General features: G+C 46.6%; 11 protein-coding genes and 1 riboswitch. All 11 genes read left to right on the plus strand.

All coding sequences use genetic code 11. The annotated features are described in order from the left end of the window. Window positions 1–115 precede the first annotated feature (115 nt). The 11 genes from G4P54_RS08125 to sat all read left to right on the plus strand — a co-directional run bounded on the left by G4P54_RS08125 (window position 116) and on the right by sat (window position 12,989). A complete protein-coding gene (locus G4P54_RS08125; protein ID WP_024716119.1) occupies window positions 116–1,030 on the plus strand; it encodes an aspartate carbamoyltransferase catalytic subunit in 915 nt (304 codons plus the stop codon). After that, the gene (pyrC, locus tag G4P54_RS08130) at window positions 1,014–2,300 is read left to right on the plus strand and encodes a dihydroorotase (protein WP_167872318.1); all 1,287 of its coding nucleotides are present in this window, start codon (window positions 1,014–1,016) and stop codon (window positions 2,298–2,300) included. Before G4P54_RS08125 ends, pyrC begins: the two co-directional genes overlap by 17 nt. Then, window positions 2,297–3,391, plus strand: a complete 1,095-nt coding sequence (locus G4P54_RS08135; RefSeq protein WP_024716117.1) for a carbamoyl phosphate synthase small subunit — start codon at window positions 2,297–2,299, stop codon at window positions 3,389–3,391. Before pyrC ends, G4P54_RS08135 begins: the two co-directional genes overlap by 4 nt. Further along, window positions 3,376–6,591 (plus strand): carbamoyl-phosphate synthase (glutamine-hydrolyzing) large subunit, encoded by a 3,216-nt coding sequence (gene carB, locus G4P54_RS08140; RefSeq protein WP_167872319.1) that lies wholly within the window; start codon window positions 3,376–3,378, stop codon window positions 6,589–6,591. The genes G4P54_RS08135 and carB overlap by 16 nt, the downstream gene beginning before the upstream one ends. Further along, window positions 6,588–7,358 carry a dihydroorotate oxidase B electron transfer subunit gene (pyrK, locus tag G4P54_RS08145; protein ID WP_167872320.1) on the plus strand — a complete coding sequence of 257 codons (771 nt, stop codon included), beginning with the start codon at window positions 6,588–6,590 and terminating at the stop codon, window positions 7,356–7,358. Before carB ends, pyrK begins: the two co-directional genes overlap by 4 nt. Then, on the plus strand, window positions 7,358–8,293 hold the full coding sequence (locus tag G4P54_RS08150; RefSeq protein WP_167872321.1) for a dihydroorotate dehydrogenase: 936 nt from the start codon (window positions 7,358–7,360) through the stop codon (window positions 8,291–8,293). Before pyrK ends, G4P54_RS08150 begins: the two co-directional genes overlap by 1 nt. Next, complete coding sequence (gene pyrF / locus G4P54_RS08155; protein WP_167872322.1) at window positions 8,262–8,981, plus strand: orotidine-5'-phosphate decarboxylase; 720 nt, start codon at window positions 8,262–8,264, stop codon at window positions 8,979–8,981. Before G4P54_RS08150 ends, pyrF begins: the two co-directional genes overlap by 32 nt. After that, window positions 8,978–9,610, plus strand: coding sequence for an orotate phosphoribosyltransferase (gene pyrE, locus G4P54_RS08160; RefSeq protein ID WP_338083797.1), 633 nt, complete (start codon window positions 8,978–8,980; stop codon window positions 9,608–9,610). Before pyrF ends, pyrE begins: the two co-directional genes overlap by 4 nt. A 144-nt stretch (window positions 9,611–9,754) precedes the next feature. Next, a riboswitch (SAM riboswitch) is annotated at window positions 9,755–9,860 on the plus strand. A gap of 154 nt (window positions 9,861–10,014) precedes the next feature. Then, on the plus strand, window positions 10,015–10,716 hold the full coding sequence (locus tag G4P54_RS08165) for a phosphoadenylyl-sulfate reductase (protein ID WP_167872324.1): 702 nt from the start codon (window positions 10,015–10,017) through the stop codon (window positions 10,714–10,716). 11 nt (window positions 10,717–10,727) lie between these two features. After that, window positions 10,728–11,792: a sulfate permease gene (cysP, locus tag G4P54_RS08170; protein ID WP_024716110.1), complete on the plus strand. Its 1,065-nt coding sequence runs from the start codon at window positions 10,728–10,730 to the stop codon at window positions 11,790–11,792. Window positions 11,793–11,840: 48 nt separating this feature from the next. Then, window positions 11,841–12,989: a sulfate adenylyltransferase gene (sat, locus tag G4P54_RS08175; protein WP_167872325.1), complete on the plus strand. Its 1,149-nt coding sequence runs from the start codon at window positions 11,841–11,843 to the stop codon at window positions 12,987–12,989. Window positions 12,990–12,991 lie beyond the last annotated feature (2 nt).

The following is a 12,991-nucleotide window of genomic DNA, read 5'->3' on the forward strand; positions in this document are numbered from 1 at the left end:
GAAGGGTTATGAAGAGAAGGAAGCTTCAATGCTGCCCTCTATTTAACCGCACCCCGAGTCTATCTAAGACCGGGGTTTTTTTCAGCCTAAAAGTTGAAATGAGAGGGGAAAGAACATGAAGCATTTAACGACGATGAGCGAACTCAGTATTGAGGAAATCAAAGATTTGCTTCAAACAGCACAAGATCTCAAAAGCGGAAAAACAGACAATCAGCTGACAGGAACGTTTGCAGCTAACCTGTTTTTTGAACCAAGCACGAGAACGCGATTCAGCTTTGAAGTGGCGGAGAAAAAGCTCGGCATGAATGTCCTGAATCTTGATGGAACAAGCACAAGCGTGCAAAAAGGCGAAACCTTATATGACACCATCCGGACGCTTGAATCAATCGGTGTGGACGTTTGTGTCATCAGGCACAGTGAGGATGAATACTATCAAGCGCTTGTCAGCCAGGTGAATATCCCGATTCTGAATGCGGGAGACGGATGCGGCCAGCATCCGACACAATCACTGCTGGATTTAATGACGATTTATGAAGAGTTTAATACGTTCAAAGGGATTACCGTTTCCATTCACGGCGATATCAAGCACAGCAGAGTGGCAAGGTCTAATGCGGAGGTGTTGACAAGATTGGGTGCCCGCGTCCTGTTTTCAGGTCCTTCTGAATGGCAGGATGAAGAGAATACATTCGGCACATATGTCTCAATGGATGAAGCGGTTGAGGCTTCCGATGTCGTCATGCTGCTGCGCATTCAAAATGAAAGACATCAGTCTGCTGTCAGCCAGGAAGGTTATTTAAATCAATACGGCTTGACCGCAGAACGGGCTGAGCGCATGAAGCAGCATGCGATCATTATGCATCCTGCTCCGGTAAACAGAGGAGTGGAGATTGCTGACAGCCTAGTAGAAAGTGAAAAATCAAGAATCTTCAAGCAAATGCAAAATGGCGTCTTTATCAGAATGGCAGTGATACAGCGTGCCTTACAAACCAAAGTGAAAAGAGGAGAAGCAGCGTATGTCATATCTCATTAAAAACGGCTGGATACTTAACGAAAACGGTGAAAAAACAGAAGCGGACATTCGAGTGACAGGAGAAATCATCTCAGAAATCGGCAAGCTTGATGCAGCTGAGGAAGAAACGGTCATTGACGCAAAAGGATTGCTCGTTTCACCTGGGTTTGTGGATCTCCACGTACACTTTAGAGAGCCGGGCGGAGAGAAAAAAGAAACCATTGAAACCGGAGCAAAAGCAGCAGCACGCGGCGGTTATACAACAGTAGCGGCAATGCCGAATACGCGTCCGGTTCCTGACACGAAGGAGCAGATGGAATGGGTGCAAAACCGAATAAAAGAAACTTCATGCGTCAGGGTTCTTCCATATGCATCCATTACGATCAGGCAAATTGGCGATGAGATGACAAACTTTGAAGCGTTAAAAGAAGCAGGGGCATTTGCCTTTACAGATGACGGCGTCGGTATACAGACTGCAGGAATGATGTATGAAGCGATGAAACAGGCAGCTGCTATTGACAAAGCGGTTGTTGCGCATTGTGAAGACAACTCCTTAATTTATGGAGGAAGCGTGCATGAAGGGACATTCTCCAAAGCAAACGGCCTCAACGGCATTCCTTCTGTATGTGAATCGGTTCATATTGCCCGCGATGTATTGCTGGCTGAGGCGGCAAACTGCCATTACCATGTATGCCATATCAGTACAAAAGAATCTGTCAGGGTCGTACGCGATGCGAAAAAAGCGGGAATCAGGGTGACAGCAGAAGTGACACCGCATCATTTGCTCCTTAGTGATGAGGACATTCCAGGTCTGGACACAAACTATAAAATGAATCCTCCGCTTCGCAGTGCGGAAGACAGAGCGGCTTTAATCGAAGGCCTTTTAGACGGAACGATCGATTTTATCGCAACAGACCATGCGCCGCATACAGAAGAAGAGAAAAACACAGACATGAAGCTGGCACCATTCGGGATTGTCGGTTTAGAAACAGCGTTTCCGCTTCTATACACACACTTTGTTAAAAATGGCAGCTGGTCTCTGAAACAGCTGATTGACTACATGACAATCAAGCCTTGCGAAGCTTTCGGTCTCCCATACGGAACTTTACAAACGGGTCAGGCTGCAGACATTACGTTAATCGATTTAGAAAAAGAAGCAGTGATAGACAAAGAAACATTTTTATCAAAAGGAAAAAACACACCATTCAACGGCATGAACTGCACCGGCTGGCCGGTCGCTACAATGGCGGCGGGGAAGCTTGTTTATGAAGAAGGGAGACTTGTCAATTGAAAAGACGATTAGTACTGGAAAACGGAGCGGTGTTCGAGGGAGAAGCCTTCGGAAGCTTAGAACACAGCATGGGAGAAGTCGTTTTTAACACTGGAATGACAGGCTATCAGGAAATTTTGTCTGATCCTTCTTACTGCGGGCAGATCGTAACATTAACGTATCCGCTTATCGGAAATTACGGCATCAACCGTGATGATTTTGAATCCATTACGCCTTTTGTAAAAGGGCTGATCGTCAAAGAATTATGTGAACTTCCTTCCAATTGGCGTTCAGCATACACATTAGACGAGTATTTACAAATGAAAAACATTCCGGGACTGCAGGGGATTGATACGAGAAAGCTGACAAGAATGATCCGCACGGCAGGCGCGCTGAAAGGAACATTCGCTTCACCTGATGAAGATATAGAAGCAGTGCTGAAAAGATTGAACGAAACGGAACTGCCGAGAAATCAAGTCTCCCAAGTATCTGCCAAAACAGCATATCCGAGCCCGGGAAGAGGCAAACGCATTGTCTTGGTTGACTTCGGCATGAAGCACGGTATTCTCAGAGAGCTGAACAAACGGAAATGTGACGTTATCGTTGTGCCTTACAATATTACAGCGGAAGAGATGCTTCAGCTGAAACCGGACGGCATCATGCTTTCTAACGGACCTGGAGACCCGAAAGATGTGCCTGAAGCGATTGAAATGATTAAAGGTGTTCTCGGAAAAGTGCCATTATTCGGAATATGTCTCGGCCATCAATTATTCGCGCTGGCGTGCGGAGCGAATACTGAAAAAATGAAATTCGGCCACAGGGGTTCAAACCACCCGGTAAAAGAGCTGGCTACCGGAAAAGTCGCCTTAACATCTCAAAACCATGGCTATACAGTGTCCTCCATCAGCGAAACAGAACTGGAAGTGACGCATATCGCAATTAACGACGATACGATTGAAGGGCTGAAGCATAAAACACAACCGGCATTTACGGTTCAATATCATCCCGAAGCCTCACCTGGCCCTGAGGATGCCAACCATCTATTTGACAGATTCATCGAAATGATTGACACAACAGAGAAAGAAGGGGAAGCGGTATGCCAAAACGCGTAGACATTAACAAAATTTTAGTGATCGGATCTGGGCCGATCATCATCGGCCAAGCAGCAGAATTTGACTATGCGGGAACGCAAGCCTGTCTTGCTTTGAAAGAAGAAGGCTATGAAGTCATCCTTGTCAACTCAAACCCTGCCACGATCATGACAGATACAGAAATGGCTGACCGGGTTTACATCGAACCGCTCACTCCTGAATTCTTGACGCGAATCATCAGAAAAGAGCGCCCAGATGCCATTCTTCCTACTCTTGGAGGCCAAACCGGGTTGAATCTTGCGGTTGAGCTTTCTGAAAGAGGTGTGCTGGAAGAGTGCGGCGTCGAAGTGCTTGGCACGAAGCTGTCTGCGATTCAGCAGGCTGAAGACCGTGAATTGTTCAGAACATTAATGAACGAATTGAATGAACCGGTGCCTGAAAGTGAGATCATCCACTCTCTGGAGGAAGCAGAAAACTTCGTCAATCAAATTGGATTCCCTGTCATTGTCCGCCCGGCATATACACTAGGCGGGACAGGCGGAGGTATCTGCTTGAATGAAACTGAGCTGAAAGAAATTGTTGAAAACGGCTTAAAATTAAGCCCGGTTCACCAATGTCTGCTTGAAAAAAGCATCGCCGGCTATAAAGAAATCGAGTATGAAGTCATGAGAGACAGCCAGGATCACGCCATCGTCGTTTGTAACATGGAGAACATTGATCCAGTCGGAATTCACACGGGGGACAGTATTGTTGTTGCGCCGAGCCAAACGCTCAGCGACCGCGAATATCAGCTCTTAAGGAACGTGTCGTTAAAATTGATCCGCGCGCTTGGAATCGAAGGCGGATGTAACGTACAGCTCGCTTTAGATCCCGACAGCTTCCAATACTACATTATTGAAGTAAATCCGCGTGTCAGCCGTTCATCAGCTCTTGCGTCAAAAGCGACGGGATATCCGATTGCGAAGCTCGCTGCTAAAATTGCAGTCGGCCTTTCATTAGATGAAATGATGAACCCTGTGACAGGAAAAACATATGCAGCATTTGAACCGGCTCTTGACTATGTCGTATCCAAAATTCCGCGCTGGCCGTTTGATAAGTTTGAATCAGCAAACAGAAAGCTCGGCACGCAAATGAAAGCGACAGGAGAGGTCATGGCGATCGGCCGCACGCTTGAGGAGTCATTGCTGAAGGCTGTGCGTTCACTTGAAGCGGATGTGTATCATCTTGAATTAAAGGATGCCGCTGACATTTCCGATGAGCTGTTGGAAAAACGAATTAAAAAGGCCGGTGACGAACGCTTATTCTACTTAGCTGAAGCGTACAGAAGAGGCTACACGGTAGAAGACCTCCATGGTTTTTCCGCGATCGATGTCTTCTTCCTGCATAAGCTGTTCGGAATCGTACAGTTTGAAAAAGAACTGAAGGCAAATGCGGGCGATACAGATGTGCTGAGACGGGCAAAGGAACTCGGATTCTCTGATGAATACATCAGCCGCGAGTGGGAAATGAAAGAATCGGAGCTTTACAGCTTAAGAAAGCAAGCGGGAATTGTACCGGTATTCAAAATGGTAGATACGTGCGCTGCGGAATTTGAATCAGAAACGCCATACTTCTACAGCACATACGAAGAAGAAAATGAGTCTGTCGTTACGGATAAGAAAAGTGTGATCGTGCTTGGCTCCGGTCCGATTCGAATCGGTCAGGGTGTTGAATTCGACTACGCGACTGTTCACTCTGTGTGGGCAATTAAACAGGCAGGCTATGAAGCCATTATTGTCAATAACAATCCGGAAACCGTTTCAACTGATTTCAGTATCTCAGACAAGCTGTACTTTGAACCGCTTACGATTGAAGATGTCATGCACATTATTGACCTCGAACAGCCAATGGGCGTTGTCGTACAGTTCGGCGGACAAACTGCGATTAACCTCGCTGACGAGCTTTCTGCACGCGGAGTGAAAATCCTTGGGACTTCTTTAGAAGATTTAGACCGCGCGGAAGACCGGGATAAATTTGAACAAGCGCTTGGAGAACTTGGTGTACCGCAGCCGCTAGGCAAAACAGCGACATCCGTTGACCAGGCGGTAAGCATCGCAAGTGATATCGGCTATCCGGTACTGGTTCGTCCGTCCTATGTGCTTGGCGGCCGGGCGATGGAGATTGTATACCAAGAAGAAGAACTGCTTCATTATATGAAAAATGCAGTCAAAATCAATCCGCAGCACCCTGTATTAATTGACAGATATTTAACGGGGAAAGAAATTGAAGTGGATGCCATATCTGATGGTGAAACAGTCGTCATTCCGGGAATTATGGAGCACATTGAACGTGCGGGCGTTCACTCCGGAGACTCGATCGCTGTTTATCCGCCTCAGTCTCTCACAGAGGACATTAAGAAAAAAATTGAACAATACACGATTGCATTAGCCAAAGGACTGAACATTGTCGGTTTGCTCAATATTCAATTCGTCTTATCACAAGGCGAGGTGTACGTACTCGAAGTGAACCCGAGATCAAGCAGAACTGTACCGTTCTTAAGCAAAATTACGGGTATCCCAATGGCAAATCTCGCAACAAAAGTCATTCTCGGACAAAAGCTGGCGGCGTTTGGCTATACAGAGGGCCTTCAGCCTGAACAGCAGGGTGTATTTGTAAAAGCGCCGGTCTTCTCCTTTGCTAAGCTGAGAAGAGTGGACATTACGTTAGGGCCTGAAATGAAATCAACTGGTGAGGTTATGGGGAAAGATTCAACACTTGAAAAAGCGCTCTATAAAGCCCTGATTGCTTCAGGCATTCAAATCCCGAACTACGGTTCCGTACTTTTAACAGTGGCTGATAAAGACAAAGAAGAAGGACTTGCCATCGCTAAGCGGTTCCACGCGATCGGCTACAACATTTTAGCGACAGAAGGAACGGCAGGTTACTTGAAAGAAGCTTCGATTCCGGCGAAGGTCGTCGGAAAAATCGGCCAGGACGGCCCGAACCTGCTTGATGTCATCAGAAATGGAGAAGCGCAGTTTGTCATCAATACGCTGACAAAAGGAAAGCAGCCGGCAAGGGATGGATTTAGAATCAGACGTGAATCAGTAGAAAATGGTGTTGCCTGCTTAACATCTTTAGATACGGCAGAAGCGATATTGCGAGTGCTGGAAAGCATGACATTCCGTGCTGATCAAATGCCGGCAGTCAACACAAATCAGGAGGCGGCAGTCACTCTATGAAAAAAGCGTATTTGACAGTATGTTCTAACCAGCAAATTGCAGACCGGGTGTATCAAATGGTTTTGAAAGGGGAGCTTGTCCAAGGGTTTACAACCCCGGGACAATTCCTTCATCTTAAAGTGAGCGAAGCGGTTACGCCTCTTTTAAGGAGGCCAATCAGCATCGCCGATGTCAATTTTGAAAAAAGTGAAGTCACCATCATTTATCGTGTAGATGGGGAAGGTACAAGGCTGTTGTCTCTAAAGCAGCAAGGTGAGCTTGTGGATGTCCTCGGGCCTTTGGGGAATGGTTTTCCTGTCAATGAAGTCCAACCCGGAAAGACGGCTTTGCTGGTGGGAGGCGGTGTAGGTGTCCCCCCTCTTCAAGAGCTGTCGAAACGCTTGAACGAAAAAGGGGTCAAGGTCATCCACGTTTTAGGATTTCAATCAAAAAAGGACGTGTTTTACGAGAAAGAATGCCGTCAGTACGGAGACACATACGTGGCAACAGCTGACGGAAGCTACGGGGAAACCGGGTTTGTTACAGATGTGATGAAACAAAAAAATCTAGCGTTTGATATTCTCCTCAGCTGCGGGCCGACCCCGATGCTGAGGGCGTTAAAACAAGAATATGCCCATAAAGAAGTTTACCTGTCCATGGAGGAGCGAATGGGCTGCGGAATCGGCGCATGCTTCGCGTGTGTGTGCCATACAAACGAAAGTGAGACATCGTACGTAAAAGTATGTCTCGACGGGCCTGTATTTAAAGCTCAGGAGGTGGCGCTGTAATGCTAGAGGTGAAATTGCCGGGACTTGATTTAAAAAATCCGATCATTCCGGCATCAGGCTGCTTCGGTTTTGGAAAAGAGTTTGCGCGTTTTTATGATTTATCTTGTCTCGGAGCAATCATGATCAAAGCGACGACAAAGGAGCCGCGCTTCGGGAATCCAACGCCGAGGGTAGCTGAGACTGGCGCTGGAATGCTTAATGCGATCGGCCTGCAAAATCCGGGCCTGGAAAGCGTTTTGCAAAATGAGCTGCCGTGGCTTGAGCAGTTTGATACGCCGATCATTGCCAATGTCGCAGGTTCTCAAGTCGAGGATTATGTTGAAGTCGCAGAACATATCAGCAAAGCGCCTAATGTACATGCACTTGAGCTGAATATTTCCTGCCCGAATGTGAAAACAGGCGGAATCGCTTTTGGCACGAATCCTGAAATGGCGGCTGATGTAACGAAAGCCGTTAAAGAGGTTTCAGATGTCCCTGTTTATGTGAAGCTTTCCCCGAACGTAGCAAATATCACAGAAATTGCAACAGCGATTGAAGAGGCCGGAGCGGATGGTCTTACGATGATCAACACATTAATCGGCATGAGGCTCAATTTACAATCAGGCAAGCCGATATTAGCGAATAAAACAGGGGGACTTTCCGGTCCTGCTGTGAAGCCGGTTGCCATTCGCATGGTATATGAAGTCAGCCAGGCTGTCAATATCCCGATTATCGGCATGGGAGGTGTGCAGACGGCTGAAGATGCTCTGGAATTTCTTCTCGCGGGAGCAAGCGCGGTTGCTGTCGGAACAGCAAACTTTGTGAATCCTTTTGCATGCCCGGACATCATTGACCAGCTCCCATCTGTTTTGCGCCAATACGGCTATCAATCCATTGAAGAATGCATCGGAAGGAGCTGGAACCATGAAAAACAACCTGCCCATCATCGCGCTTGACTTTGCATCAGCTGAAGAAACACTTGCGTTCTTAGCGCCTTTTCAAAAAGAACCGTTATTTGTAAAGGTTGGAATGGAGCTTTTTTATCAAGAAGGACCATCTATCGTGAAACAGCTAAAAGAAAGTAATTGCAAGCTGTTTTTAGATTTAAAACTTCATGACATCCCGACCACTGTAAATAAAGCAATGAAACGTCTTGCTGGTCTCGGAGTAGATCTCGTCAATGTTCATGCGGCCGGGGGAAAAAAAATGATGCAGGCAGCGCTGGAAGGTTTAGAAGAAGGGACGCAGGCTGGAAAAAAACGCCCGTCGCTTATCGCGGTAACCCAGCTGACAAGCACATCTGAACAAATGATGAAGGATGAACTGCTGATCCAAAAGCCTCTGATCGACACGGTTGTGCACTACAGCAAACTGGCGGAAGAAAGCGGGCTGGATGGAGTGGTCTGCTCTGTTCATGAAGCAAAAGCTATTTACCAAGCAGTTTCTCCTTCATTTCTGACTGTCACGCCGGGGATTAGGATGTCAGAGGACGCTGTGAATGACCAAATCCGCATAGCGACACCGGCAATTGCAAGAGAGAAGGGTTCATCAGCGATTGTAGTAGGACGTTCGATTACAAAAGCGGCAGACCCGGTAAAAGCCTATGAAGCTGTCAGACTTGAATGGGAGGGAATCAATCAATGAAACAAATCATCGCAAAACATCTATTAGACATCCAAGCTGTTTTTTTACGCCCGAACGAGCCATTTACATGGGCGAGCGGCATTTTATCGCCAATCTACTGTGACAACCGCCTTACATTATCTTTCCCAGAGGTCAGAAATGATGTCGCCTCAGGCATCAGCAGGCTTGTCAAAGAGCATTTTCCGGAAGCAGAAATGATTGCAGGCACAGCAACCGCCGGTATTCCGCATGCGGCTCTGGCGGCAGACCGTATGAACCTTCCGATGTGTTATGTAAGAAGCAAGCCGAAAGCGCACGGAAAAGGAAATCAGATTGAGGGAGCAGTTCAAAAAGGCCAAAAAACGGTCGTCATTGAAGACTTAATCTCCACAGGAGGCAGCGTGCTTGAAGCTGCGGCAGCTTTGCGAGCGGCTGGCTGTGAAGTGCTCGGTGTCGTCTCAATCTTTACGTACGGGCTACCTAAGGCGCAGGAAGCATTTTCGAAGGCAGAACTGCCATACTACTCATTAACTGATTATGATACGCTGACAGAGGTCGCGCTTGAAAACGGAAATATTCATTCAGACGATCTGGAAAAGCTGAAAACGTGGAAACGAAATCCCGAGTCAAAAGATTGGTTTAAAAAATAAAAATTAATTTTTGCTGATGTATAGGGGTTTAAAAGCCTTGCTATGCTTGAAAACAGGCCTTGAAGCCTGTTTTTTTATTAATCCTATCAAAAAAGTCGGGTTGACTTATGTTAGAATTGTGCTAAAATTTACTACAAATCTAAAAACTTATCAAGAGCGGCTGAGGGACTGGACCTATGAAGCCCGGCAACCTGCATAGTATGTAAGGTGCTACTTCCAGCAAAATGAATTCCATTTTGAAAGATAAGGGCTATATGCTGTTCCTGTCTTTCTTTCCGCTGGATTGAAAGTTTTTTATTTTACGAGGAAAAAGGCTGTTTGCGTTAACGGCAGCCATTACAATGAGGAAAAGACAACCGGCAGAAAGCTACTGTTTGTTTGTCTCCGAAAGGAGGAAAGAAGAAATGTTAACGTACGATAATTGGGAAGAACCAACGATTACATTTCCGGATGACGATCCTTATAAAGGAGCGCTGTCAGTTTTAAAGTGGGCATACGGCCATTACGGCAATGAACTTGTCTATGCCTGCAGTTTTGGAATTGAGGGAATCGTTCTGATTGACTTAATTTATAAAGTGAAAAAAGACGCAGAGATTGTGTTTCTTGATACAGGCCTGCATTTTAAAGAAACCTATGAAACGATTGAACGAGTGAAAGAGCGTTATCCGGGTCTGAATATCATCCTGAAGAAACCAGACCTTACCCTTGAGGAGCAAGCTGGAGAATATGGTGACAAACTGTGGGAAAGAGAGCCGAATCAGTGCTGCTATCTTAGAAAGATCGTTCCTTTAAGAGAGGCGCTTTCAGGACATCCGGCCTGGCTTTCCGGTTTGCGACGCGATCAAGGGCCAAGCCGTGCCAATACGAATTTCTTAAACAAAGATGAAAAGTTCAAATCAGTAAAAGTATGCCCGCTGATCCATTGGACGTGGAAAGACATCTGGAGATACACATCCCGGAATGAGCTGGACTACAACCCGCTTCATGATCAAGGGTATCCAAGCATTGGCTGTGCGCCTTGTACGGCTCCTGCTTTTACCGCTGAGGATTTACGCTCAGGCAGATGGAATGGCATGGCGAAAACAGAATGCGGACTGCATGAATAAGGAGCTGCAAAATGGAACTAGCCGCTATTTTATTTAGCTTGTTTTTTGCGATGAATATTGGTGCAAGCGGCGCTGCAGCTTCGATGGGAGTTGCTTACGGCTCCGGAGCCATCAAAAAGAAAACGTACGCTCTGATCCTGTGCGCGGTCGGTGTGCTTGCCGGAGCGGTCATTGGCGGAGGCGAGGTTGTCAAAACCATCAGCTCCGGGATTATCCCCGAGCAGACGATAACCCTGACAATTGTTTGCATCATTATTGGAGCCGCTGCACTGTCGCTCTTTACAGCTAATCTCCTTGGCATTCCATTGTCGACGAGTGAAGTAACAGTTGGCGCGGTTGTCGGAGTGGGAGTGGCTTACAAAGTATTGTTTGTGAACAATCTTCTGGTCATCGTGGCGTTTTGGGTTTTTGTCCCGCTCTTTGCTTTCGGCTTCACCTATTTCGTTTCAAAGCTGTTTAGCTATTTGAAGATTGAAATTAAGTCTTCAAAAAAGCAAAAAATCCTTGGTGCTGTTTTGTTAGTTGCCGGATTTTTTGAAGCGTTCTCTGCCGGCATGAATAACGTGGCGAACGCCGTAGGTCCATTAGTAGCGGCCGGTGTGCTTGATGTCGCGAAAGGAACCTTGTACGGGGGGATTTTTGTCTCCCTTGGCGCGCTTTTATTAGGCCGGCGGGTGTTGGAAACAAACGGGAAGAAAATCACGAGATTCGCAAAAGGAGAAGGCATTCTCTTATCCGGTACAGGAGCCGGACTGGTGATCATCAGTTCTGTATTTGGGATGCCGGTGCCCTTAGCGCAAGTCACGTCATCGTCTATTATCGGAATAGGCATGGCGAAAAACGGTCCGAACGTGTTTCATAAACAAGTTGTTCAAACGATGCTGAAGGTATGGATCGTCTCGCCGTTTTTATCTTTATCGATTTCTTATCTGCTTGTTTCCTTGTTTTTAAAAGCGGATTATTACTCAATCTTTATCATGGTAAGCGTGCTGTTAGCGGCTGGCGGTGCCGTCAGCCTGATGAAGGCCATTCGTAAAGAGAGACGCTCTGTCCACGAACAAGGCGGGGGAATTTAATCATTAATCTGAGTTATTTTATATGTTAACTGGGAGGAAATAAATATTATGAGCTTAGCACCACACGGAGGAACATTAGTAAACAGAGTAGATGAATCATATCATGTGAGCGGCATTCAAAAAGAAATTGAACTTGATTTGATTTCTTTTGCGGATTTGGAATTAATCGGAATCGGCGCATACAGTCCGATCGAAGGCTTCTTTAATGAAAAAGATTACGTATCAGTTGTCGAAAATATGCGTCTTTCTTCCGGCGTTGTCTGGTCCCTTCCAATCACGCTTCCGGTCAATGCGCATAAAGCAGCGGAACTGTCAATCGGTGAAACGGTAAAGTTAACGTATGAAGGAGAAACATACGGTGTTATCCAAATCGAAGACCTGTACGTGCCTGACAAACAAAAAGAAGCGGTCAATGTGTACAAAACGGATGAGCAGGAGCATCCGGGTGTTAAAAAGCTGTTCAGCCGAGGCGATACATATGTCGGCGGACCGATCACTTTGATTAAAAAAGCTTCAAAACAATTCCCTGAGTTTACGTTTGAACCGGCGGAAACAAGACGCCAGTTTGCGGAAAAAGGCTGGGAAACGATTGTCGGTTTCCAAACAAGAAACCCTGTCCACAGAGCGCATGAATACATTCAAAAAACAGCACTTGAAACAGTAGACGGCTTGTTCTTAAACCCGCTGGTAGGCGAAACAAAATCTGATGACATCCCAGCTGATGTGCGGATGGAAAGCTACCAAGTGCTTCTTGACAATTACTACCCGAAAGACCGTGTGTTCCTCGGCGTCTTCTTAGCCGCGATGCGTTATGCAGGACCGAGAGAAGCAATTTTCCACGCGCTTGTCAGAAAGAACTACGGCTGCACGCATTTCATCGTCGGCCGCGATCACGCAGGTGTAGGTGACTATTACGGAACATACGAGGCGCAGGAGCTGTTTGACACATTTAAACCTGAAGAGCTTGGGATTACACCGCTTAAATTCGAGCACAGCTTCTTCTGCGAAAAATGCGGAAATATGGGAACAGCGAAAACGTGCCCTCACGGCAGAGAGCATCACGTCATCTTATCAGGCACTAAGGTAAGAGGCATGCTGAGAGACGGTGTGCTGCCTCCTGCAGAATTCAGCCGCGCAGAAGTCGTAGAAGTGTTAATCAGAGGGATGAAGAATAAAGAAGAAGCAGGCGTATCTTAAGG

Origin of the sequence: Bacillus tequilensis (assembly GCF_012225885.1) — a bacterium.
Lineage (GTDB): Bacteria > Bacillota > Bacilli > Bacillales > Bacillaceae > Bacillus > Bacillus tequilensis.

What these genes read in the sequence shown, in the direction of transcription:
- pyrE (WP_338083797.1), top strand. Translation starts at nt 8,978, where the DNA reads ATGAAACAAATCATCGCAAAACATCTATTAGACATCCAAGCTGTTTTT.
- G4P54_RS08150 (WP_167872321.1), top strand. Translation starts at nt 7,358, where the DNA reads ATGCTAGAGGTGAAATTGCCGGGACTTGATTTAAAAAATCCGATCATT.
- G4P54_RS08125 (WP_024716119.1), top strand. Translation starts at nt 116, where the DNA reads ATGAAGCATTTAACGACGATGAGCGAACTCAGTATTGAGGAAATCAAA.
- cysP (WP_024716110.1), top strand. Translation starts at nt 10,728, where the DNA reads ATGGAACTAGCCGCTATTTTATTTAGCTTGTTTTTTGCGATGAATATT.
- sat (WP_167872325.1), top strand. Translation starts at nt 11,841, where the DNA reads ATGAGCTTAGCACCACACGGAGGAACATTAGTAAACAGAGTAGATGAA.
- G4P54_RS08165 (WP_167872324.1), top strand. Translation starts at nt 10,015, where the DNA reads ATGTTAACGTACGATAATTGGGAAGAACCAACGATTACATTTCCGGAT.
- pyrF (WP_167872322.1), top strand. Translation starts at nt 8,262, where the DNA reads ATGAAAAACAACCTGCCCATCATCGCGCTTGACTTTGCATCAGCTGAA.
- pyrK (WP_167872320.1), top strand. Translation starts at nt 6,588, where the DNA reads ATGAAAAAAGCGTATTTGACAGTATGTTCTAACCAGCAAATTGCAGAC.
- pyrC (WP_167872318.1), top strand. Translation starts at nt 1,014, where the DNA reads ATGTCATATCTCATTAAAAACGGCTGGATACTTAACGAAAACGGTGAA.
- carB (WP_167872319.1), top strand. Translation starts at nt 3,376, where the DNA reads ATGCCAAAACGCGTAGACATTAACAAAATTTTAGTGATCGGATCTGGG.